Annotated in this window: 17 protein-coding genes and 1 pseudogene; 13 read left to right on the top strand and 5 right to left on the bottom strand. The window is 65.5% G+C overall.

Annotation, left to right across the window (positions count from 1 at the left end; translation table 11 throughout):
• The first annotated feature begins 179 nt into the window (after positions 1-179).
• Complete coding sequence (locus tag VG320_RS21785) at positions 180-797, top strand: META domain-containing protein (protein WP_414696094.1); 618 nt, start codon at positions 180-182, stop codon at positions 795-797.
• Positions 798-1038: 241 nt separating this feature from the next.
• Positions 1039-6159, top strand: a complete 5121-nt coding sequence (locus VG320_RS21780) for a DNA translocase FtsK (protein ID WP_327202137.1) — start codon at positions 1039-1041, stop codon at positions 6157-6159.
• A gap of 77 nt (positions 6160-6236) precedes the next feature.
• On the opposite strand, the gene VG320_RS21775 is transcribed toward VG320_RS21780, so the two are convergent.
• The gene (locus VG320_RS21775; protein WP_327202164.1) at positions 6237-7451 is read right to left on the bottom strand and encodes a lactonase family protein; all 1215 of its coding nucleotides are present in this window, start codon (positions 7449-7451) and stop codon (positions 6237-6239) included.
• Positions 7452-7686: 235 nt separating this feature from the next.
• Between VG320_RS21775 and VG320_RS21770 the strand changes: the two genes are divergently transcribed.
• The 3 genes from VG320_RS21770 (at position 7687) to VG320_RS21760 (ending at position 11585) form a co-directional block, all read left to right on the top strand.
• Positions 7687-7836, top strand: a complete 150-nt coding sequence (locus VG320_RS21770; RefSeq protein WP_103701522.1) for a DUF3096 domain-containing protein — start codon at positions 7687-7689, stop codon at positions 7834-7836.
• A 215-nt stretch (positions 7837-8051) separates the two neighbouring features.
• On the top strand, positions 8052-9914 hold the full coding sequence (locus VG320_RS21765; RefSeq protein ID WP_327202163.1) for a glycoside hydrolase family 15 protein: 1863 nt from the start codon (positions 8052-8054) through the stop codon (positions 9912-9914).
• Between the two features lie 390 nt (positions 9915-10304).
• A complete protein-coding gene (locus VG320_RS21760; RefSeq protein ID WP_327202136.1) occupies positions 10305-11585 on the top strand; it encodes a polyhydroxyalkanoate depolymerase in 1281 nt (426 codons plus the stop codon).
• Positions 11586-11707: 122 nt separating this feature from the next.
• On the opposite strand, the gene VG320_RS21755 is transcribed toward VG320_RS21760, so the two are convergent.
• Positions 11708-12340 carry a TetR family transcriptional regulator gene (locus VG320_RS21755; protein WP_327202135.1) on the bottom strand — a complete coding sequence of 211 codons (633 nt, stop codon included), beginning with the start codon at positions 12338-12340 and terminating at the stop codon, positions 11708-11710.
• Positions 12341-12816: 476 nt separating this feature from the next.
• On the opposite strand from VG320_RS21755, the gene rsxB reads away from it, so the two are divergent.
• The 3 genes from rsxB (at position 12817) to VG320_RS21740 (ending at position 14891) form a co-directional block, all read left to right on the top strand.
• Positions 12817-13677 (top strand): electron transport complex subunit RsxB, encoded by an 861-nt coding sequence (rsxB, locus tag VG320_RS21750; protein WP_327202134.1) that lies wholly within the window; start codon positions 12817-12819, stop codon positions 13675-13677.
• Between the two features lie 31 nt (positions 13678-13708).
• On the top strand, positions 13709-14353 hold the full coding sequence (gene nth / locus VG320_RS21745) for an endonuclease III (protein ID WP_327202133.1): 645 nt from the start codon (positions 13709-13711) through the stop codon (positions 14351-14353).
• Positions 14354-14456: 103 nt separating this feature from the next.
• Complete coding sequence (locus VG320_RS21740; protein WP_065063655.1) at positions 14457-14891, top strand: DUF1841 family protein; 435 nt, start codon at positions 14457-14459, stop codon at positions 14889-14891.
• Positions 14892-15007: 116 nt separating this feature from the next.
• Here the strand turns inward: VG320_RS21740 and VG320_RS21735 are convergent, their stop codons facing one another.
• Together VG320_RS21735 and VG320_RS21730 are read right to left on the bottom strand one after the other, a co-directional pair.
• Positions 15008-15436, bottom strand: coding sequence for a cytochrome c (locus tag VG320_RS21735; protein ID WP_327202132.1), 429 nt, complete (start codon positions 15434-15436; stop codon positions 15008-15010).
• A 22-nt stretch (positions 15437-15458) separates the two neighbouring features.
• Positions 15459-15824 (bottom strand): c-type cytochrome, encoded by a 366-nt coding sequence (locus tag VG320_RS21730; RefSeq protein WP_327202130.1) that lies wholly within the window; start codon positions 15822-15824, stop codon positions 15459-15461.
• Positions 15825-16263: 439 nt separating this feature from the next.
• On the opposite strand from VG320_RS21730, the gene VG320_RS21725 reads away from it, so the two are divergent.
• From VG320_RS21725 to VG320_RS21705, 5 genes are all read left to right on the top strand, one after another.
• Positions 16264-17115, top strand: a complete 852-nt coding sequence (locus tag VG320_RS21725; protein ID WP_327202129.1) for a MoxR family ATPase — start codon at positions 16264-16266, stop codon at positions 17113-17115.
• Positions 17116-17154: 39 nt separating this feature from the next.
• Positions 17155-18327, top strand: coding sequence for a VWA domain-containing protein (locus tag VG320_RS21720; RefSeq protein ID WP_327202128.1), 1173 nt, complete (start codon positions 17155-17157; stop codon positions 18325-18327).
• Positions 18328-18406: 79 nt separating this feature from the next.
• Positions 18407-19624, top strand: coding sequence for a benzoate/H(+) symporter BenE family transporter (locus tag VG320_RS21715; protein WP_327202127.1), 1218 nt, complete (start codon positions 18407-18409; stop codon positions 19622-19624).
• A gap of 288 nt (positions 19625-19912) precedes the next feature.
• Positions 19913-20872, top strand: a complete 960-nt coding sequence (gene tal / locus VG320_RS21710) for a transaldolase (protein WP_327202126.1) — start codon at positions 19913-19915, stop codon at positions 20870-20872.
• Positions 20873-21196: 324 nt separating this feature from the next.
• A complete protein-coding gene (locus VG320_RS21705; protein ID WP_327202125.1) occupies positions 21197-21628 on the top strand; it encodes a VOC family protein in 432 nt (143 codons plus the stop codon).
• A gap of 18 nt (positions 21629-21646) precedes the next feature.
• Here the strand turns inward: VG320_RS21705 and VG320_RS21700 are convergent.
• Positions 21647-22087: pseudogene (locus VG320_RS21700) on the bottom strand (FUSC family protein); the annotation flags it as partial.

Genomic DNA, 22087 nt, shown 5'->3' with positions numbered 1-22087 from the left:
ACGCGCACCCATGCGTTTTGCCTGGCCGGATGGCCAATGCGCGGTCGACGCCGGGCCAACGCGGGCCCGCTGCGCCGGTCGCGATCGCGTGAAGAAGTCACGCTTTGGCGAACGTTTGCGCTCGCACGGCGTCTCATGGTGCGTTACCCTTACGCCTTCGCCAGTTACGAGGAAATGCGATGTCCCACCGCTTGAGCACACGCCCCGCCGGGCGCACGATGGCGCGCCTGCTCGCGTCGCGCGCGGCGCCGCTCGCGGCCGCCATCGGCGCAGCACTGATGCTTGCCGCGTGCAAGCTGCCGGTTCACCAGGACGCGTCCGCACCGGCGCCCGATCCGTTCAACCCCGCCGCCACGCAATTGCTCGACAACTCGCAATGGCAGCTCGTCGAATGGAAGCGCGCCGACGGCACGCTGCGCGCCATCCCCGGGGCGAACGCCGGTGCGAATACGGCAGCCACGCCAGCCGCACGCCCGATCACACTTGACCTGTCCACGGCGAACGGCCAGCGCCGCGCCAGCGGCTTCTCGGGCTGCAATCGCTACATGGGCCGCTATTCGCTCAAGAGCGGCCTGCTGTCGTTCGATCAGCTCGCGGGCACGCGCATGGCCTGCATCGGCGCGGGCGGTGAAATCGAAGGACCGTATCTGGACGCCCTTGCGCATATCACCCGCACCGGCGTGCAGATGCGCGCGCCGCAGGCGCTGCTGCTGATCCTCGAGAACGGCGATCACCTGACCTTCGCGCAGGCGGGCGCCAGCGTTCCGGCCGCGGCATCCGCGACGCAGGGCCAGTGACGCGTCGTACCGACACGTAGCCGCGCGCTCACCCCGCGCGGCTGTTTTTTTGCTGCTGCGTTTTTGTGCCCGTTAGTACTAGTTTGTCGGCGCTCAATCGCCGATGTTTTTTTGTCGATTTTCCGCGGCATTCCTGAGCGCGCCCCGCCACTGCGGCGCCGCGACAACGCGCATGACGGCGCACCAGGGTCGAGCGGTTACACTCGACGTCTTGCCCAAACTTTCATCGTAGATCTCTGGCATGCACACGGTAGTTCCTGGCTGGTTCGGCTTATCGGCCGTCTGGTTCATCCCTCTGATCTGGCGTCTCGTGAAGTCGGTGTTGCCCGGCGGCGCGGGCCTGCGCGGCCCCGGCACGATCCGGCTGTGGCTCGGCTTTTTCTGCGTGCTGCTGTCGAGTTGCGCGCTCGAGGCCTCCCTGCTCCACATCGAGGGCTTCGATGCGCTCGGCCACGCGATTGCTGACGGCCTCGGCAAGCTGATCGGGCACGTCGCCGCACCGCTTGCGATCACGGCGCTGTTCTTCGTGAGCCTGCCCTGGCTGATCGACTTCCGCTGGCGCGACTTTTTCGTCTGGGCCGACGTGTCGCTCGGCCTGGGCCTGAACATCCGCCCGTCCCGCGACGACGACGACGACGGCGAGCGCGTCTCGCGCCGCAGCCGCCGCGCGGCGCAGGATGGCGCGAAGCCTTCGGGCGCCTCGTCCGGATTCAGCGCGGGTCTTGCCGGACTTGGCAGCCTGGGCAGCGCGCTGGGATTGGGGGGCGGACTCGCTGCAGGCGACGGGCCGAACATCGGCTCGGGCGCGGGCACTCCTGTGCCGCACGACGACACGCGCCGCAAGCGTCCGACCGTCTGGCGTCCGCAGATGCCGGGCAAGCGCGCGGCTGCAGGTGCAGCCACGGCTGCGGGTGCGGCAACCGGTGCCGCCGCCAATGCAGCGCCAGGCCCGGGTGTCACACCGATGGACAATTCGCCCTGGCGCACCGAGCCGGATTTCGCCTCGCCGCCGCCGAGCCCCGCCGCTGCATGGGCGCGCAGCGAACCCACCGCACCGATGGGCTGGCTGCGCGAAGGTCAACCCGGCGCACGCGCGCCGATGGCGTCCGCGTCGCAGACTGGCGTGATGCCTGGAGAGATTCGCCGCAACGCGCCCGCATCGGCGGCTACGTTGAACGGTGCGATGCCGGGCGAGGCGCGGCGCGCGAGCGTCGGCGGTGCGAACGGCATGCCGGTGTCGCCGTCCGTAGCGCCCTTCGCTGCCGAGGCGCAGCGCCAGGCCATGACGGGTCTGGGCGGCGTCGCGGTTGCGGCTGCGGGTGCGGGCATACAGAACGCCGCGCTTGCGGGTGCGGCAGTCGGTAGTGCGGTCGCTGCAGGTGGTCCGCCGCCCTGGCGCGTTGCGCCGGCGCGGCCCGCGTCCACTGGCTCGACGCCGCTCTCGACGTCACACCCTACGCCGCTCAACGCGCCGGGCAGCACGCCAATCCGTCCGCCCTCCATGCGGCCGCCCGCGCCGGTCGCGGCACAAGCCGCGCCGTTCGCCTCGACGGCATCCGTGCCCGTCATGCCGCGCAACGCCGCGCCGAATGCCGCCGTGATGCCGAACGCGGTCGATCCGATCGTCTCGCCTTACGCCAGCCCGGCGCCCGTGCGCCGCAGCGCGCCGCCGCCGGTGGCGGGCAGCACGGCCGCGCGCGCAGCGGCCGCCGCAGCGCCGCAGCCGCGCCATCAGGCAAAGCCCGCGCGTCCGTTCGTGTGGCCAACCCGGACAACGCCGAGCACCGCAGTGCGCACGCCGTCCTCCGTCAGCCCGCCGATGGGCGCGCCCGTCACGGCATCGATCGCTGAAGTCAGTCCGGCCGCAGCCGTGACGCCCGCAGCACTCGCTACGCCCGCCTACTCGCGCCCGACGACGCCCGTACCCGTGGCACCGCAGGCGCCGCTGTCCTCCAGCGTGCTCGAAACGCTGCGCTCGATCGAAGAGAACGCCGCACGCTGGACGTCGCTGGCCGGGGCGAGCCTCGCGCGCCGCAATAGCGTCGAAGAGACTGCCGCGCAAGCTGACGCTCCGGCGCAAGCCGTTGACCTCGCGGCAACTTCCACGCAGCCGGTTTTGCCTGAAACGCCTGCAGCACCCGAAACACCCGAAGCGGCTGCCGATACATCGACGCATCCGGAACACGCCCAATTCCCGCTGGCCGCGCCGCAGATCGCGTTGCCGGTTGAAGCCGTTGCGGCCGAAGCCACCGCAGCGCCTGTGCAGGCACTCCCGGAAACGCCAGACGCCGCAGCGCATCAGCCCGAGCCGCCAGTGCAGGAAGCCCCGGTGTCGTTGCCCGAAACGATTCCCGCCGAACCCGTCGAGCCAGTTGCCGTTGCCCCGACGGCAACAGAAGAACCGTCCGCCGAATCGACGCAAGGCGTGGACCACTCGCTGCCCGACTTCCTTATCGGCGCAGAGGAAAACGCTCCGACGCCAGCGCAGGCAACTGAGCCGACGAAACCCGCCGAAAGCGCGGATGCGCCGATCAACTGGCCGAGCTTCGACAAGGGCATGCCGTGGGTTCTGCTCGATGACGAGCCGGACGAGCCCAACGAGCCCGTGGCTGACGAAGCCGAAACCGCCGCATCCGCGCCGGTCGAGACAACAAACGCGGTAGAGCCGGCAGAGGACATCGAGCACACCAGCAACATCGTGCGCTTCCCGCGCCTCGCGTCAGTCTCCGCGCATGTCGCACAGCCCGAGGAAGACGTTGAGCAAGCGGTAGTTGCACCGGAGATCGAGCCGGAAATCGAAGCGCAACGTGCGCCGGAACCGGTCGCGAGCTTCGTAACGCCACAGCCCGAAGTCGCCGAGCCGCTGATCCCTGCCGTCGATGAATTCACCGCCGCGTTCAGCGCTGCGCTGCCGACGTTCATCGCCAAAGCCGCCGCCGAAGAAGAAGCGAAGGCCGCTGAGGAAGCGCCCGCCGAAACCCCGGTCGCCGTCGAAGCAATCCACGACGAAACCCCGCTGCAAAGCGTTGTCGCGGCGGTGGAGCCAACGGAGCACGAGGAAGCGCCGGTAATCGCAGCCGCGCCGGTCGAGGCTGACACCGCCCCGCTCGAAGCCGATTCCTTCGAAGCACCGCTCGAACCCGCGCCTGAGCATCCGCCGGTCGTCGAGACGGCACATGCACTATCGGCTCCGATCGAGAGCGAACCCGTTGTCGCGCCGGTCGAGCCGCAGCAGCCCACTGCAGTGCCAGTCGCCATCGCCGCACCGCTCGCCGCTGCTACGAGCGCCGTGATGGCTGCGCCGACAGTTGCCAGCGCGGCCCTTGGCGCTGCGCAGACCGTTGCAGCCGCAACGGGCGCGCTGACGTCCGCGCCGGTGATGCCAGCGGCATCCATCGACGCCACGCCTGCTGCGGCGACCACGAGCCCGGCAGTCGAAGTCGAAGAACCAGCGATGCCTGCGTGGCACATGCCGGTCGCGCCCGCTACACCCGTTGCGCCCGTCGCGCCGTGGGAACACGCACTCACCCCGGCGCCGGCGCCCTTCGTGCCCGCAGCGCCGATCGAAGCGGCACCGCTCGCACCCATTCCGGCAGCGCCCGCATGGCCGCTTCCGGCTGAGCCCATCCCGGCGGCCAGCTTCGCGCCGATTGCGCCGATTTCACCGCCCGCGCCGCTCACGCCGCCTTGGGAACAAACGCAAGCTCCGGCACCAGCGCTTGCTCCAGCGCTTGCACCCGCGGCCTTCGCGCCTGCGGCTCCGATCGAGGCCGCTGCGACGCCAGCACCAACGCCAACCCCAACGCCAGCACCAGAACCCGCACGCCAGCCCGTGCGCGGTCACGCGCCGACGTCGTTCGAATTCCAGCCGCTCAGCGCGTCTGCGGTCGAACTCCCTGGCTTCGAGCTGCTCGAGCGCTCCGAGACCGAAATCGAATACGTCTCCGAAGAAAAGCTCGCCGAAACCAGCCAGTTGATCGAGCAGCGCCTGCAGGAATTCAAGGTGCCGGTCACGGTGGTCGGCGCCTCGGCGGGTCCGGTCATCACGCGCTTCGAAGTCGAGCCTGCGCTCGGCGTGCGCGGCAGCCAGATCGTCGGGCTGATGAAGGATCTGTCGCGCGGCCTCGGCCTCACGTCGATCCGCGTGGTGGAAACGATCCCCGGCAAGACCTGCATGGGTCTGGAATTGCCGAACGCGAAACGCCAGATGATCCGCCTTTCCGAGATCCTCGAATCGACGCCGTATCAGCGCTCGCCCTCGAAGCTCACGATCGCGCTGGGCAAGGACATCGTCGGGCATCCGATCGTCACGGATCTGGCCAAGGCGCCGCACATGCTGGTGGCCGGCACGACCGGTTCGGGCAAATCGGTGGCGATCAACGCAATGATCGTGTCGTTGCTGTACAAGGCGACGCCCGAAGAAGTGCGACTGATCATGATCGACCCGAAGATGCTGGAGCTGTCCGTCTACGAAGGCATTCCGCATCTGCTCGCGCCCGTGGTCACCGACATGAAGCTCGCGGCCAACGCGCTCAACTGGTGCGTGGGCGAAATGGAGAAGCGTTACCGGCTGATGTCGGCCGTGGGCGTGCGCAATCTCGCGGGCTTCAACCAGAAGATCCGCGACGCCGAAGCCAACGAGCGCAAGATCGGCAACCCGTTCTCGCTCACGCCCGAAGCGCCCGAACCGCTCTCGGCGTTGCCGATGATCGTGGTGGTGATCGACGAGCTGGCCGACCTGATGATGGTCGCGGGCAAGAAGATCGAAGAGCTGATCGCGCGGCTCGCGCAGAAGGCGCGCGCGGCAGGCATCCACCTGATTCTCGCGACGCAGCGGCCTTCGGTAGACGTCATCACCGGCCTCATCAAGGCGAACATCCCCACACGCGTGGCGTTCCAGGTGTCGTCGAAGATCGACTCGCGCACGATTCTCGACCAGATGGGCGCGGAATCGCTGCTCGGCCAGGGCGATATGCTGTTCCTGCCGCCGGGCACGGGCTATCCGCAGCGCGTGCACGGCGCGTTCGTGGCCGACGAGGAAGTGCACGCGGTGGTCGAGTATCTGAAGCAGTTCGGCGAGCCGGAATACGTCGAGGGCATTCTCGACGGTCCGGCCAGCGAAGGCGCGCCGCAGGACCTGTTCGGCGAGTCGCCCGAAGCGGAAGCCGATCCGCTGTACGACGAGGCGGTGGCCTTCGTGGTGCGCACGCGGCGCGCGTCGATCTCGTCGGTGCAGCGTCAGTTGCGCATCGGCTATAACCGCGCCGCGCGTCTGGTCGAGCAGATGGAAGCGGCGGGCCTCGTCTCGCCGATGGGCATCAACGGCAGCCGCGAAGTGCTGGTGCCGGGGCAGCCCGAATAAGCGTCACGCCGACGCAAAGAAAAACGCCGCGCGGATCAGCTCCGCGCGGCGTTTTTTTATGCCACCAACTTTAAGGCTTAAGGCGTCACGAACTTGAAATCGACCGGCGAGCCGATCTCGATCTTCTTCGGATTCGCTTCGAGCAGACCCGTTTGCTGATCGCGACGGAACACATACACCGTGTCGCTGTTCTGGTTGCCGACGATCAGCCATTGGCCGCTCGGGTCGATCGCGAACTCGCGCGGCGACTTGCCAAGGCTCGCCTGACGGCCCACGCGCTTGAGCTTGCCGCTCGTCTGATCGACCGCGAAGATCGAAATGTCGTTGGCGTCGCCGCGATTCGACACGTAGAGGAACTTGCCGTCCGGCGAGAGGTGCAGCGCCGCTGCCCCCACCGCCCCCTTGAAGTCCGGCTCGGCGAGTTTTTCGACCTGCTCAAGCTTCAGGTGGCCATCGTCGTAGTTGAACACGCTGACCGTGCCCGCCAGTTCGCTCGTCAGATACGCGTGGCGGCCGTCGTTGCCGAACACCAGGTGACGCGGGCCGGTCCCGGCCTTCACGTCGGTGTAGCGCCATTCGGCCGGGCTCACCAGACCGCGCGTGCCGTCCGGCGTGTAGCGGTAGGTCCAGAGCTTGTCGGTGCCCAGATCCTGCGTGAAGAGATAGCGGCCATCGGGCGAGAACACCGTCGAGTGAACGTGCGCGTTATCCTGGCGTCCCTTGACCGGGCCGCCGCCTTCGTGATGCACGGTCAGCACCGACTGGCCAAGCTTGCCGTCGGCTTCGATGGGCAGCACCGCGAAGCTGCCGCCCGGATCGGCTGCGACCGAGTAGTTGGCGACCAGCAGGTACTTGCCGTCCGGCGACAGGCTCAGATAGCACGGATCGTTGCCCTGGGCCGACACTTTGTCCAGGAAGGTGAGCTGGCCGCTCGCGGCGTCGAAGCCGAAGGCGCTCACGTCGCCGCGCACGCTGGCCGGGCCGTTGTCGCCGGGCAGCTCGTTGACCGCGTAGACGAAGCGCTTGTCGCGGCTCACCACCAGATACGACGGGTTCACCGTCTTCGCAACGCTCACCTGTTGCGCATCGCCCGTCTTCGAGTCGAAGCGGTAGACGTAGAGGCCTTCGCTCTTGCCGCCCGTGTAGGTGCCGACGATCAGGTCATAGACGCCGTTGCCGGCCACATCGGCCGAGGCGCCGCTTTGCGCGAACGCCTGCGGAGCGGCCACGGCCGCGGCGACTGAGGCCATGATGGCAATCCCCTTGATGATCTGATGAATGATGCCGCGCATCGGGGTGCGCGGCGCACGCGTGGTGTGCATGGGCACGGCGATTGCGGATGCATGGCCTTGAAACATGTCGACCTCCTTTCTTCTTGTCGAGCCTGGAGCTGATCGGCAGCGCGCAGATTGCGCAAACACCAATCTTATGAGGGTTGGAAGGCAAGTATACGAGAGGTTGCGCGCCATCGCGCTGCCAACGCGCAGCGAGCCAATGGCAAATGACCTCGTCCAACAAGGAGTGAAGATGAATATCCATGTCGCCATCGGCCCGCTCGTCGCGCTCATCGCCGGCATTCTGATTCTCGTCGTGCCGCGCCTGCTCAACTACATCGTTGCGCTCTATCTCATCATCATCGGGATCATCGGTTTGTTCGGCACGGGTGGGCATTTTTGAGCGCGTCTCTCGCGTCTTTCCCCGCTGACATTCGCCCTGCGCGCGCGTTGAACCGCGCGTCGCGAAAGTTCCCGCAGCAATCTTTTGCGTGCGATGTCGAGCCGTGCGCCGCAAAACGCGTTGCGCAGTGAGCCCCACAGCCACTACTCTTGTCCGTGCATGCGCTGCCGCATTACCTGAACAACCGCACCACGCAAGCTGTCAATTCGCTTACCATGCCCGCACTCATCGAAGACTATGCATTGATCGGCGACGGCCACACGGCCGCGCTCGTGTCCCGCGAAGGTTCCATCGACTGGCTCTGCTGGCCGCGTTTCGACTCCGGCGCCTGCTTCGCGGCGCTGCTCGGCACTGAAAAGAACGGCCGCTGGCAGATCGCGCCCGCACCCGCCGCCGACGGCACACCCGCCAAAGTCACCGCCACGCGCCGTTATCGCGGCGAAACGCTAATTCTGGAAACCGATTTCGAAACGCCCGACGGCGCCGTCACGCTGATCGACTTCATGCCGCCCGGCAACGGCTGGACCGAACTGGTGCGCATCGTGGTGGGTCGTCGTGGCACGGTACGCATGCAATGCGACTTCGTGCTGCGCTTCGACTATGGATTTTCCGTGCCGTGGGTCAGTCGTCTGACCTATGAAAGCGGCATCAAGGCGACGGTCGGCCCGGACACCATCGTGTTGCGCACCCCCGTCGATCTCGAAGGCGAGAACATGCGCACGGTCGCCGATTTCGACGTCAAGGAAGGCGAGCGCGTGCCGTTTTCGATGGCCTATGCGCCTTCGCATCTGCGTCTGCCGCCGCCGCGCGATCCGTTCACCGCACTCGCGCGCACCGAAAACTTCTGGGAAGAATGGGCCGCGCGCGGCACCGTCGAAGGCCGCTGGGCCGCTCCGATCCGCCGCTCGCTCATCACCCTCAAGGCGCTCGCCTACGAGCCCACCGGCGGCATCGTGGCCGCGCCCACCACTTCGCTGCCCGAGCAACTGGGCGGCACGCGCAACTGGGATTACCGCTACTGCTGGCTGCGCGACGCCACCATCACCCTGCTGGCCATGATGCGCGGCGGCTACTACGACGAAGCGCGCGCGTGGCGCGCATGGCTCGGTCGAGTGATGGCCGGCTCGCCCTCGCAATTGCAGATCATGTATGGCATCGCCGGCGAGCGCCGTCTGCCCGAAATCGAACTCGACTGGCTGCCCGGCTACGAAAATTCGAAGCCCGTGCGCGTGGGCAATAACGCAGTCGGGCAATTGCAGCTCGACGTCTACGGCGAAGTCATGAACGCGCTGCACCTCGCGCGCGTGGGCGGCCTGCAGGCCGACGACACGGCATGGTCGATCCAGTGCGCGATGCTCGAACATCTCGAAACGATCTGGACAGAGCCGGACGAAGGCATCTGGGAAACGCGCGGCGGGCGCCAGCATTTCACGTTCTCGAAGGTGATGGCGTGGGTCGCGTTCGATCGCTGCGTGCGCTCGGCCGAAAAATTCGATCTGCCCGGCCCGCTCGATCACTGGCGCGAGATGCGCGACACCATCCACGCACAGATCTGCGAGCGCAGCTTCAACAAGGAACTGAATTCCTTCACGCAGATCTACGGCGGCACCGATCTCGACGCGAGTCTGCTGCTCATGCCGCTGGTAGGCTTCCTGCCCGCCGACGACCCGCGCATCGCCGGCACCGTCGCGGCCATCGAGCGCGATCTGATGTGTGAAGGTTTTGTGATGCGCTACCGCACCACCGAATTCAACGACGGCTTGCCGCCGGGCGAAGGCACGTTCCTCGCCTGCAGCTTCTGGATGGTCGATAACCTCGCGCTCCAGGGCCGCATGGACGATGCGCGCAAGATGTACGAACGGCTGCTCGGGCTCGCCAACGACGTCGGTCTGCTGGCCGAGGAATACGACCCGATCGAAGGCCGTCTTGTGGGAAATTTCCCACAGGCCTTCTCGCATGTCGCGCTCGTTCATACAGGTTTGAATCTGATGCGCCACGAACAGGAAATGGCCAGCGAGACCGGCCATCCTGAGGGGGTACCGCCGATGGAGGCCGATATCGCGGCCGCGGCGTCATAGCCAGGCAGGGCGTGAAGTCAGGATCGCGAAGGAGTCAACGCAAGAATACGCCGACGCGTTTGTAGGAGGTGCGATAAACTTGACATGTTGCGTTGCACAACGTTCTGGGGTCCGTTAGGATGGTCCGCAGGTCGTGCAGCTTGTCATGTGGCTTTGTCGCTTTTTTGTCACTGTCGGGAGCAGGCACGACCGCGGCGCGCCGCTGATTTTTGCTCTAGCTTTTGCTCAAGCGGCGCTATGCGCAGCCGATATATAGCCTGTCTGACAGTAGACCGAAGCAGTAGACCAAAGCCTGATTCAAGGCCTGACCGATCAACATGCGGGCCGGTTCCTCGCCGCGTCTTTCCGGCGCGACCTGGATTCGATCCGGCCCCTGATGCTGGAGCATCCATGCTCTACCAAATCCGCGAATACCAGCGCGCATTGCTTAGCCCACTGACTGCGTGGGCCCAGGCTGCTTCCAAGTCGTTCACCAATCCGTCGAGCCCGTTTTCGCTCGTGCCGGGCGCCTCGCGTCTGGCCGCCGGCTACGAACTGCTCTACCGGCTCGGCAAGGACTACGAAAAGCCCGAGTTCAACATCAAGCAGATCGAAAAGGATGGCCACCACATCCCGATCGTCGAACAGACGATCGTCGAAAAGCCGTTCTGCCGTCTGCTGCGCTTCAAGCGCTATGCGGATGATCCCGCCGCTGTGACCGCGCTCAAGGACGAGCCTTCCGTGCTGGTGTGCGCGCCGCTGTCCGGCCACCATTCCACGCTGCTGCGCGACACCGTGCGCACGCTGCTGCAGGACCACAAGGTCTACATCACCGACTGGATCGACGCACGCATGGTGCCGCTCGACCAGGGCGCGTTCCACCTGGACGACTACGTCGCGTACATTCAGGAATTCATCCGCCATATCGGCGCGAAGAATCTGCATGTGCTGTCGGTGTGTCAGCCGACGGTGCCTGTGCTCGCGGCCATTTCGCTGATGGCGAGCCGCGGCGAAGCCACGCCGCTCACCATGACGATGATGGGCGGCCCGATCGACGCACGCCGCAGCCCCACGGCCGTCAATTCGCTGGCGACCGAGCATTCGCTCGAATGGTTTGCGAACAACGTGATCCATCCGGTACCGGCCAACTATCCGGGCGAAGGGCGCGAGGTCTATCCGGGCTTCCTGCAGCACGCGGGCTTTGTGGCGATGAACCCGGGCCGTCACACCACGGCGCACTGGGACTTCTACAAGAGCCTGCTGCGCGGCGACGAAGAGGATGCCGAAGCGCATCGTCAGTTCTACGACGAATACAACGCGGTGCTCGACATGGCCGCCGAGTATTACCTCGAAACGATCCGCACGGTGTTCCAGGACTTCAGCCTCGCCGAAGGCACCTGGGACGTCGCGGGCGAGCGTGTGCGTCCGCAGGACATCCGCGACACCGCGCTCTTCACGATCGAAGGCGAACTCGACGATATTTCGGGCTCCGGACAGACGCGCGCCGCGCACGACCTGTGCACGAGCATTCCGGAACAGGACAAGCACCACCTGACCGCGGAAAAGTGCGGCCACTACGGTATTTTCTCGGGCCGCCGCTGGCGCACCATCATCTATCCGCAACTGCGCGACTTCATCCGCCAGCATCAGCCGCACGCAAAACAGCCGGCGAAGGAAAGCGCTGTAGTCTGAGCCACCCTCGCCGCACGCGCGCACGAAAACGCACAAACGCCGCGCCTCATGAAAATGAGGCGCGGCGTTTTTTCTTCGATCGTCGCAAAAGCCGCTTCGTGCGCGGCTTCTTCGTGCGCGGTTTATTTGCGCATCAGGAACGCGAGCAGCATATCGGTGTTGAGCTGGATGATTTCAGCGCGCTCGGCAGGCGTGCTGAAGTCGCGGCCCAGGGTGGCGTTGAGCGTGTAGCGGTTCGACACGATGTAATAGCCCATGCCCGACAATGTCACATACAGGCGCAGCGGGTCGATGTTCGAGCGGAACAGCCCCGCCGCTTCGCCGCGCGACAGGATGCTGCCGAGCGTGGCGACGATGGGCGACACCATCTCGTGAATGCGCGTGGACTTGAGCATGTAGCGCGCTTCGTGGAGGTTCTCGTTATTCACGAGCCGCAACAGTTCGGGATGGTCGCGGTAGTAGTCCCACACAAAGTGCGCGAGCCGCGTGATGGCCTCGACGGGCGCGAGACCCGCGAGATCGAGCGCGCGCTCGGCCTCGTTCAGCGCGCCGAAGGCGTGCTCAAGCACCGCGGTGAACAATTGCTCCTTGCTGCCGAAGTAGTAATAGAGCATGCGCTCGTTGGTTTCGGCGCGTCGCGCGATCTGGTCGACGCGTGCGCCGAACAGGCCACCGCTCGCGAACTCTTCGGCCGCTGCGAGCAGGATACGGCGGCGTGTGCCTTCAGGATCTCTTTTGATTTTCGGCTGATTCATGGTGGCAGGATCGCTCGATAGGCGCGCGGGTTCCCGCTGGACACTGCCGGGTCTCTCCAAAGAACCCATGTAGCGGCAGCGTTTCGCGGGGCGCGCCAGGTTAATGGACTGACACCCTTCGCTTTTCGATCTTCGCTTGTTCTAGTTCGTTTTCGTTAGTTTTCTTTATGCGCGCGCCGCCCGGAGCCCTCGTGCGGCGCTGCGTCGTTGACGCCATCAGCAATGCCCGATCCGCCTGCCCTGCGCGCGAAGCCACGCCCGTGGGCCGGACCTTCGACGAGCTAAACATTCGAATTAAGCACTTTGATTATGGCACATGCCCGTGCGATGGCAATCCGGGAAATCGGCGATAATGCGGGCTTTGGCGCCGCATGCGCACAGCGCCTGCCTGAAGGCTCCCCGCTTGCCTGCCCGTACCAGTTTGTCCCCGCTGCAGCCCGCCTGAACCCCACCGGGCCAGCGTAGAAATTGCGACCGTGAACGATTCCAAGACACTCGCAGATCGCATCGAAGATCTGCTGCCCCAGACCCAATGCACCAAGTGCGGCTACGACGGCTGCCGGCCCTACGCCGAAGCCGTCGCCGCCGGCACCGCCAGCTACAACCAGTGCCCGCCGGGCGGCGCCGAAGGCGTCGCGCGTCTCGCGCAGCTGCTCGGCAAGCCCATCATTCCGATCAATCCCGACAACGGCGTCGAGCGGCCCCGCCCCGTCGCTTTTATCGACGAGCAGGTGTGCATCGGCTGCACGCTGTGCATGCAGGCTTGCCCGGTCGATGCGATCGTCGGCGCGCCCAAGCAGATGCACACCATCGTCGCGGATCTGTGCACCGGCTGCGACCTGTGCGTGGCGCCCTGCCCGGTGGACTGCATCGCGATGATTCCGGTGACCGGCGCGGCTACCGGCTGGGACGCCTGGACCCAGCAGCAAGCCGATGAAGCGCGGCTGCGCCACGACCGTCACCAGGCGCGCCTGGCCGCCGAGCGCGACGCTGCCGAAGCCCGTGCGGCCGCCCGCCGCGCCGCCGCCGCGGCTCCCGCGGCAACGTCGGCCGCAGCCGCTGCGCCGGATGCAAGCCCCCCTGCGGCAGCCCTGACCGACGACGCCGAAGCGAAGAAGAAAGCCATCATCCAGGCCGCGCTGGAGCGCGCGCGCCAGAAGAAGGCGGAGCTGGCCGCGCGCGGCGAAGGCCCGCGCAACACCGACCAAGTCAGCGCCGACGTGCAGGCGCAGATCGACGCCGCCGAAGCGCGCCGCAAGCGTCTGGGCATGTCGGACAAGGCCCAGCACGACGATACCGCGCCCGACGCCCCGAAAAACGACGATAAGCCCGCATAAGAACCCACGGCCCCCGGTCCCCACAAGAGCCATGAACGCCACCAAGCGCCGCGCCATCTACGAAACGCTGCAAAGCCTCAATCCGCATCCCACGACCGAGCTGGAGTTTTCGACGCCGTTCGAACTCCTGATCGCCGTGCTGCTGTCCGCGCAGGCCACCGACGTCTCGGTGAACAAGGCCATGCGCAAGATGTTTCCGGTCGCCAATACGCCCGCAGCCGTGCTCGCGCTGGGCGAGGAAGGCGTGGCCGATTACATCAAGACGATCGGCCTGTACCGCACCAAGGCGAAGAACGTGATCGCCACCTGCAGGATCCTCGTCGAGCAGTACGGCGGCGAAGTCCCGCAGACGCGCGAGGCGCTCGAAGGCCTGCCGGGCGTGGGCCGCAAGACAGCGAACGTGGTGCTCAACACCGCTTTCGGTCATCCGACCATCGCGGTGGACACGCATATTTTCCGCGTCGCCAACCGCACGGGACTCGCGCCTGGCAAGGATGTGAAGGCCGTGGAAGCCGCACTGGAAAAGTTCACGCCGAAGGAGTTCCTGCAGGACGCGCACCACTGGCTGATCCTGCACGGGCGCTACGTCTGCAAAGCGCGCCGCCCCGAATGCTGGCATTGCGTGATCGAGCCGCTGTGCGAATTCAAGCCGAAAACGCCGCCGCCCGAACTCTGACAGCGCGCTTGCGCCCGGCGACGTAGAATGGGCTTCCCGGAACGCCAGCGCCTCTTTCGATCGGCTTCTGGCCCCGTACCAGATAACTACCCCACGATTCACGATGTTCAATCCCAGTCGCGACGAAGTCCGCCGCTTTTTCACCGAGACCTGGCGCAAGCAGCGCGCAGGCGAAATCCTGACGCCCCTGGAAGCGATTGCCGCCGACTGGATCGTCGAGCATCCCGAATACCACGCGGAACTCGCCGACGCCGATCAGGCCGCTGCGCAGGACTACTCGCCCGAGCGCGGCCAGAGCAACCCCTTCCTGCACCTGTCGATGCATCTGGCGATCAGCGAGCAGTTGTCGATCGACCAGCCGCCGGGCATCCGCGCGGCGCATGACCGGCTCGCGGCACGCATGGGTTCCACGCACGACGCGCAGCACGCGATCATGGAATGCCTGGGCGAAACGATCTGGGAAGCGCAGCGCACCAACACGCCGCCCGACACCGACGCCTATCTCCAGCGTATCGAGCGCCGCGCCACGCGCGACTGAGCGTTGCCGGGCGCCGCGCGAACGCGCAGCGCCATAAAAAACACCCCGCGTGAGGCCAGAATCAGCGCCTCACGCGGGGTGTTTTCGCATGTGCGCCTCATGCGGCGCGCATCACATCACTTCTTGTCGATCAGATCGCCCTTGAGCGATTCGATATAGGCGGCCAGATCCTTCATGTCGCTCTGCGACAGGCTCTGCACCTGCGCCTGCATGATCGGATTGCTGCGGCCCAGATGCGGGTTGCCGTTGCCCATCTGGTACTGGCGCAGCGCCCAGTAGATGTAGTCGGAATGCTGGCCGGCGAGCTTCGGGTACTCGGGGCTGACCGGCTTGTTCAGGTTCACGCCGTGGCAGGCCGCGCAGTTGTGGCTGTCGGCGAGCACCTTGCCGTTGGCCGCATCGGCAGCATGCGCTGGCTGCAGCGCCAGCGTCGCGGCTAGCGCGGCGGCCGCGGAAACCAGCACGGCAGCCTTGAAAAGCGAATCGCGGGCAGTGGAGCGCGCACCGGCACGCACGGCCGCAGCCGTATAGGGGGGCTTGTTCATGGATTCTCGTCTCCCGTGCCGGTTACTTCTCGGGGTTGTTTTTGGACGTAGCCGTCTGCGCCGCGTAATAAGCCGCGATATCGGCGATATCCTGGTCGGTCAGCGTGGTCGCGATGGCGTGCATGGTTTCGAAGTGGCGGTCGCCCTTCTTGTAGCCGTGCAGCGCGTTCTGGATGTACTGCGCGTTCTGGCCGCCCAGGATGGGCACGTGGTAGACCTCGGGATAGGCGGTGCGGTAGTCGGGAATACCATGACAGCCGATACACATCGCAACCTTGCTTTGACCTGCTTTCGCGTCGCCCACGACATCCGCGTGTGCCGTGGCCGCGAAGCCCGCCAGCACGGTTACAGCGCCGAGCATGACGTGCCTGCCGACAATTTTTTTCATAGCATCCAACCTGGCTTGAGGGGATTCGAACGCCCGAACCGCAGGCCACGGCCTGCGCCGCATTACTGCTGTTTTACTTTTGGGTCGCCGTGCAGGCCGAAAAAAATCGGTCTGAGTATACCGCGACGCCGCGCAGCCCGTCCACGAGGCTGCCGTCCTCTGCGCGCCCGCTCAAGCCCGCCAGACGGGGCTCGGGCGTTGTGCGAGCGGCCTTTGCGGCGAGTCGTGCGGGTCATCCCTGATGCGCTGCACGCGACACGCATGCGGCACGCGACGTTTGATGAAACCACGGCGGTTCGGTCCGAAAAACACGGGTGACGCGGTGCTCACGGGGTGTTCAATGAGTACCGCATCGGGCGGACCCAACGATACGCGAGGCCCCTCTGAAGCAACACCCCATCTGACTTATACTGGGATTTTTTTCAGCGAGCGGTTCATCATGCGCGCCACGCGTTTCGAAGGCTCTTCGCAGTACGTCGCCACCGACGATCTCAAGCTCGCGGTCAACGCCGCGATCACCCTCAAGCGTCCGCTGCTTATCAAGGGCGAACCCGGCACCGGCAAGACCATGCTGGCCGAGGAAGTAGCCGCCGCGCTGGACATGCCGCTGATGCAATGGCACATCAAGTCCACCACCAAGGCGCAGCAGGGTCTCTACGAATACGACGCGGTCTCGCGCCTGCGCGATTCGCAGCTCGGCGACGAACGCGTGAAGGACATCCGCAACTACATCGTCAAGGGCGTGCTGTGGCAAGCGTTCGAGTCGGAGCAGCAAAGCGTGCTCTTGATCGACGAGATCGACAAGGCCGACATCGAATTCCCCAACGACCTGCTGCGCGAACTCGACCGCATGGAGTTCTACGTCTACGAGACGCGCGAACTCATCAAGGCGAAGCAGCGCCCGCTCGTCATCATCACGTCGAACAACGAGAAGGAACTGCCCGACGCCTTCCTGCGCCGCTGTTTCTTCCACTACATCAGCTTTCCCGATCCGGCCACGATGCAGCGCATCGTCGAAGTGCACTATCCGGGCATCCGCAAAGAATTGCTCAACGCGGCGATGGAAAGCTTCTTCGAACTGCGTAACGTCGCGGGCCTGAAGAAAAAACCTTCGACGTCCGAACTGCTCGACTGGCTCAAGCTGCTGCTTGCCGAAGATATCCCGCCCGAGGCGCTGCGCGCCGTGGACGGTTCGAAGTCGATGCCGCCGCTCGCGGGCGCCCTGCTCAAGAACGAGCAGGACATGACGCTGTTCGAGCGGCTCATCTACATGAACCGCCATAACCGCTAAGCCGCGCGCCGGCACACAAGGCACGCACGGAGAACCCGCATGCTGATCGACTTCTTCTACACGCTGCGCGACGCGAAGCTGCCGGTCTCCGTGAAGGAGTACCTCACGCTCGTGGAAGCGCTCAAGGAGCGCGTCATCGCGCCGTCGCTGGACGACTTCTACTACCTCGCGCGCATGACGCTCGTGAAGGACGAGCAGTATTTCGACCGTTTCGATCAGGCGTTCGGCGCATATTTTCGCGGCATCGAGGCGAAGTCCGCACAGGCCTTCGAAATTCCGGAAGACTGGCTCAAGAAAAAACTCGAACGCGATTTCACGCCCGAGCAGCGCGCGCAGATCGAAGCGATGGGCGGCCTGGACAAGCTCATGGAGCGGCTGAAGGAACTGTTCGAGGAGCAGAAGGAGCGCCACGAGGGTGGCAGCAAGTGGATCGGCACGGGCGGCACGTCGCCTTTCGGCAACGGCGGCTATAACCCGGAAGGCATCCGCATCGGCGGCGAAGGCGGCCAGCGCAGCGCCGTGAAGGTGTGGGACGCGCGCGCCTATCGCGACTACGACGATCAACTGGAAATCGGCACGCGCAACATCAAGGTGGCCTTGCGCCGCCTGCGCCGCTTCGCGCGCGAAGGCGCGGCCGAAGAGCTTGATCTGAACGACACGATCCGCAGCACCGCCGCCAACGCGGGCTGGCTCGATCTCAAGATGGTGCCGGAGCGCCACAACAACGTGAAAGTGCTGATGCTGCTCGACGTGGGTGGCTCGATGGACGATCACATCCGGCGCACCGAAGAACTGTTTTCGGCGGCCAAGGCGGAGTTCAAGCATCTGGAGTTCTACTACTTCCACAACTGCGTCTACGACTACCTGTGGAAGAACAACCGCCGCCGCCACGCAGAGCGCACGCCCACGTGGGATCTGCTGCACAAGTTCACGCCCGACTACAAGCTCATCTTTGTCGGCGACGCGACCATGAGTCCCTATGAAGTGCTGCAGCCCGGTGGCTCGGTCGAATACAACAACCCCGAAGCGGGCGCCGTCTGGCTGCGGCGTCTGGCCGATCAGTTCCCGCATTTCGCGTGGCTCAATCCCGAGCCTGAGCGGCTCTGGGAATATCGCCAGTCGGTGTCGGTGATTCGCGAGATTCTCGGGCACCGCATGTATCCGCTGACCGTCGCCGGGCTGGAAACGGCCATGCGCGTGCTGAGCAACTAAGCCCCTCTTCACGTCACATCACGCAATAAGGCCGTTCGACCAGACGGTTGCGCACACAACAACAATCAGGAGTTTCTGCATGACCGCGCCTTCATCCCCCGACCTGCCGGCGAACTTCCGGCCGGGACCGCTGCGGCCATTTGCCGATACGTCCGTCGCCACGATCGTGGCCGGTTTCGTCGCGATGATGACGGGCTACACCAGTTCGCTGGTGCTGATGTTCCAGGCCGGCCAGGCCGCGCATCTCACCGACGCGCAGATTTCCTCGTGGATCTGGGCGCTCTCGATTGGCATGGCGGTGACCACCATCGGCCTGTCGCTGTGGTTCCGCGCGCCCACCGTAGTGGCGTGGTCCACGCCGGGCGCGGCGCTGCTCATCAGCTCGCTGCCGCATGTGCCGTATGCCGAGGCCATCGGCGCTTACATCGTCTGCGCCCTGCTGCTCACCGCCGTGGGTCTGACGGGCTGGTTCGACACGCTCATGAAGCGCATTCCCGCCGGCATCGCGGCGGCGCTGCTCGCGGGCATCCTGTTCGAAATCGGCATCGAGATCTTTCACGCCGCCCAGGTGCAGACGCCGCTCGTGCTCACCATGTTCTTCGCGTATCTGCTGATGAAGCGCTTCGTGCCGCGTTATGCGATTGTCGGCACGCTGATCGTGGGCATCGCGGCGGCGGCGGCGCTGGGCCTGCTCGACTTCAGCCATTTCCGCGTGGCGGTGGCAAAACCCGTGTTCACGATGCCGGCGTTCTCGGTGCAGGCGATCGTCAGCATCGGCATTCCGCTCTTTGTGGTGGCGATGGCCTCGCAGAACGTGCCCGGCATCGCCGTGATTCGCGCCGACGGCTATAACACGCCCTCCTCGCCGCTGATCGCCACCACGGGGCTTGCCTCGCTCGTGCTGGCGCCGTTCGGCTCGCACGGCGTCAACCTCGCTGCCATCACGGCGGCCATCTGCACCGGTCCGCACGCGCACGAGGACCGCAACAAGCGCTATATGGCGGCGGTCTGGTGCGGCATTTTCTATCTGATCGCGGGCATCTTCGGCGCGACCATCGCCGCGCTGTTCGCGGCGTTCCCGCAGGCGCTGGTGGTGTCGATCGCGGCGCTGGCGCTGTTCGGCTCGATCATGAGCGGCCTGACCAACGCGATGCAGAACCCGAAAGAGCGCGAGGCGGCGCTCGTGACCTTCATGGTGACGGCCTCGGGTCTCACGCTGCTGTCCATCGGCGCGGCGTTCTGGGGGCTGGTGGCGGGCGTGCTCACGCAGTTCGTGCTCAACGCGCGGCGCGCCTGACGATCCCATCGACGACGAATAGAAAGCCACGGCACCGAATTTGCGCCGATTTTTGTTCGGGACGCCCGCGTCATCGCACCGCCTCCCGATCCGCCATAAAATGATGGAGTGAGCCGCGCCGATACGCTGAACCAGCCGTGTTGGCGCGGCACGCCCTTTCGCGTACAGGCGCACATCCCAGCGTAAAGCGTTTTGTGTTCCGCCCTGCGCCGCCCGGGCCAGCCGCCCGGGCACGCAGGCCGTTCAACTTTCCCAGACGCCGGCGCGCATGCGCCCACAAGGCCAGACATGACTACCGCACTCGATCAGCTCAAGCAGTACACCACCGTCGTCGCCGATACGGGCGACTTCCAGCAATTCGTCCAGTACAAGCCGCAGGACGCGACCACCAATCCGTCGCTGATCCTCAAGGCCGTGCAGAAGGCGGAATACCGTCCGCTGCTCGAAAAAACCGTGCGCGATCACGCGAGCGAATCGGTCGAAGCGATCATCGACCATCTGCTGATCGCCTTCGGCACCGAAATCCTCAAGATCATCCCGGGCCGCGTCTCGACCGAAGTCGACGCACGTCTGTCCTTCGACACGAAGAAGTCGATCGACAAGGCCCATCACATCATCGATCTGTACAAGCAGGCCGGCATTGGCAAGGAGCGCGTGCTCATCAAGCTCGCCTCGACGTGGGAAGGCATCCGCGCCGCTGAAGTGCTGCAGAAGGAAGGCATCCACTGCAACATGACGCTGCTGTTCTCGCTCGCACAGGCCGCGGCGTGCGCCGAAGCGGGCGCGCAGCTGATCTCGCCGTTCGTCGGCCGCATCTACGACTGGTACAAGAAGGCCAAGGGCGCGGACTGGGACGACGCGAAGGACGGCGGCGCCAACGATCCGGGCGTGCAGTCGGTGCGCAAGATCTACGCGTACTACAAGAAGTTCGGCTACAAGACCGAGGTGATGGGCGCGAGCTTCCGCAACACCAGCCAGATCGTCGAACTCGCGGGCTGCGACCTGCTCACGATCAGCCCGGATCTGCTGCAAAAGCTGCATGACAGCAGCGAAAAGATCGACCGCAAGCTCTCGCCCGAAGCGTTCAAGGACGCGCAGATCGAGCGCGTGGGCGTGGACGAGGCCTCGTTCCGCTTCCAGCTGAACGAAGACGCGATGGCGACCGAAAAGCTCGCCGAAGGCATCCGCGCCTTCGCCGCCGACGCCGTCAAGCTCGACAAGATGGTCGAGGAACTGCGCGCGAAGTAAGCGCTCAGTTAAGTCTGCGTTAAGTCGCGTTAAGTCCTGATCCATCGGGCTGACGCAAGCGAAGGGCCGCTCCATCTAGCATGGGCGGCCCTTTTTGCATCGTTTTTCATGTCGCGAGAGGCGGCAATCTCCGTTCCAGTCTGCGCTCTCGCAAACCCTGGCGACATGTGCCCCCGATGCGTGCACGCGCGCGCCTAGAATCAGGGCAGCGGCCCAAACGAGCCGCGCGAATCCGGTCGCGGATGCTCGGGCGTCCCCCACAGACGCGCACACGCATGCGGCTCACGCGACCGGCCTACCCTGCAGTCGGCAAGGAAGATGACGATGCAAATCCAGCCCTATCTGTTTTACAACGGCACCTGCGAAGAAGCGATCGCGTTCTATCGCGAAGCGCTCGGCGCCACGGAGCTGTTCAAGATGCGCTTCAAGGAAGGTCCGCCCGATCCCCAGCGCCCGATGCCGCCCGAACTGGCCGACAAGATCATGCACGCGACGATCCAGGTCGGCGACGCGCAACTGATGATGTCCGACGGCGGGTGCATGACGCATCACGACAAGTTCACCGGCTTCAGCGTCTCGCTCACGGCTCCCGACGCCGCCACGGCGCAGCGCTATTTCGACGCGCTCTCCAAGGGCGCGGAAATCGGCATGCCGTTCCAGAAGACCTTCTGGTCGCCAGGCTTCGGCATGCTGACCGACAAGTTCGGCGTGCCGTGGATGGTCACCGCGCCGCCGCTCGAAAGTCCCACGCCTTAAGGCCAGGCTTCGCGCGCGTCACACCATGCGGTGCAGATGCGCGCGCTCGATGTTCCATCGCGGTTCGGTTTCGAGGAGCAAGGCACGCAGTTGCCCCACCTGCTCCTCGAAACGCTGCTCGAGCCAGTAAGGCCCCTGCAATTCCGGTGCGAGCGGCGCGGCTGACGCTGGCGTCTCCTCATCGCTTTCCAGAGCGCGCTGGTCGAGCGGGCTCGAACGCAAGGCCCGCGCGGCGGCTTCCGGATGACGTCCGCCGCCAAAACGCAGCGCGCGCGCCGTCGTCAGCAGCGCCTCGCGCACGCAGGCGCTGCGCTGCGCGAACGCCACGCGCACGAGTTGCTGCTCGTAGTGCCCGAGTCCCGTCGCCATCATCTCCAGCGAACTGAGCAGCGAGCGATGCAGCCGCTGCACCTGTTCGAGCCGCGCCACCGGAACGTCGATTTCCTTCGCCACCGACGG

Origin of the sequence: Paraburkholderia sp., assembly GCF_035948235.1 — a bacterium.
Lineage (GTDB): Bacteria > Pseudomonadota > Gammaproteobacteria > Burkholderiales > Burkholderiaceae > Paraburkholderia.
Note: the sequence above shows the minus strand (reverse complement) of the source record. Positions and strands in the feature narration are given on the sequence as shown.

Coding starts and splice junctions, on each gene's coding strand:
- VG320_RS21740 (WP_065063655.1), top strand. CDS start 14,457: ATGTTCAATCCCAGTCGCGACGAAGTCCGCCGCTTTTTCACCGAGACC.
- VG320_RS21765 (WP_327202163.1), top strand. CDS start 8,052: ATGCCCGCACTCATCGAAGACTATGCATTGATCGGCGACGGCCACACG.
- VG320_RS21755 (WP_327202135.1), bottom strand. CDS start 12,340: ATGAATCAGCCGAAAATCAAAAGAGATCCTGAAGGCACACGCCGCCGT.
- VG320_RS21730 (WP_327202130.1), bottom strand. CDS start 15,824: ATGAAAAAAATTGTCGGCAGGCACGTCATGCTCGGCGCTGTAACCGTG.
- VG320_RS21780 (WP_327202137.1), top strand. CDS start 1,039: ATGCACACGGTAGTTCCTGGCTGGTTCGGCTTATCGGCCGTCTGGTTC.
- VG320_RS21760 (WP_327202136.1), top strand. CDS start 10,305: ATGCTCTACCAAATCCGCGAATACCAGCGCGCATTGCTTAGCCCACTG.
- VG320_RS21715 (WP_327202127.1), top strand. CDS start 18,407: ATGACCGCGCCTTCATCCCCCGACCTGCCGGCGAACTTCCGGCCGGGA.
- VG320_RS21785 (WP_414696094.1), top strand. CDS start 180: ATGTCCCACCGCTTGAGCACACGCCCCGCCGGGCGCACGATGGCGCGC.
- VG320_RS21720 (WP_327202128.1), top strand. CDS start 17,155: ATGCTGATCGACTTCTTCTACACGCTGCGCGACGCGAAGCTGCCGGTC.
- nth (WP_327202133.1), top strand. CDS start 13,709: ATGAACGCCACCAAGCGCCGCGCCATCTACGAAACGCTGCAAAGCCTC.
- VG320_RS21770 (WP_103701522.1), top strand. CDS start 7,687: ATGAATATCCATGTCGCCATCGGCCCGCTCGTCGCGCTCATCGCCGGC.
- VG320_RS21775 (WP_327202164.1), bottom strand. CDS start 7,451: ATGCGCGGCATCATTCATCAGATCATCAAGGGGATTGCCATCATGGCC.
- VG320_RS21725 (WP_327202129.1), top strand. CDS start 16,264: ATGCGCGCCACGCGTTTCGAAGGCTCTTCGCAGTACGTCGCCACCGAC.
- VG320_RS21735 (WP_327202132.1), bottom strand. CDS start 15,436: ATGAACAAGCCCCCCTATACGGCTGCGGCCGTGCGTGCCGGTGCGCGC.
- VG320_RS21705 (WP_327202125.1), top strand. CDS start 21,197: ATGCAAATCCAGCCCTATCTGTTTTACAACGGCACCTGCGAAGAAGCG.
- tal (WP_327202126.1), top strand. CDS start 19,913: ATGACTACCGCACTCGATCAGCTCAAGCAGTACACCACCGTCGTCGCC.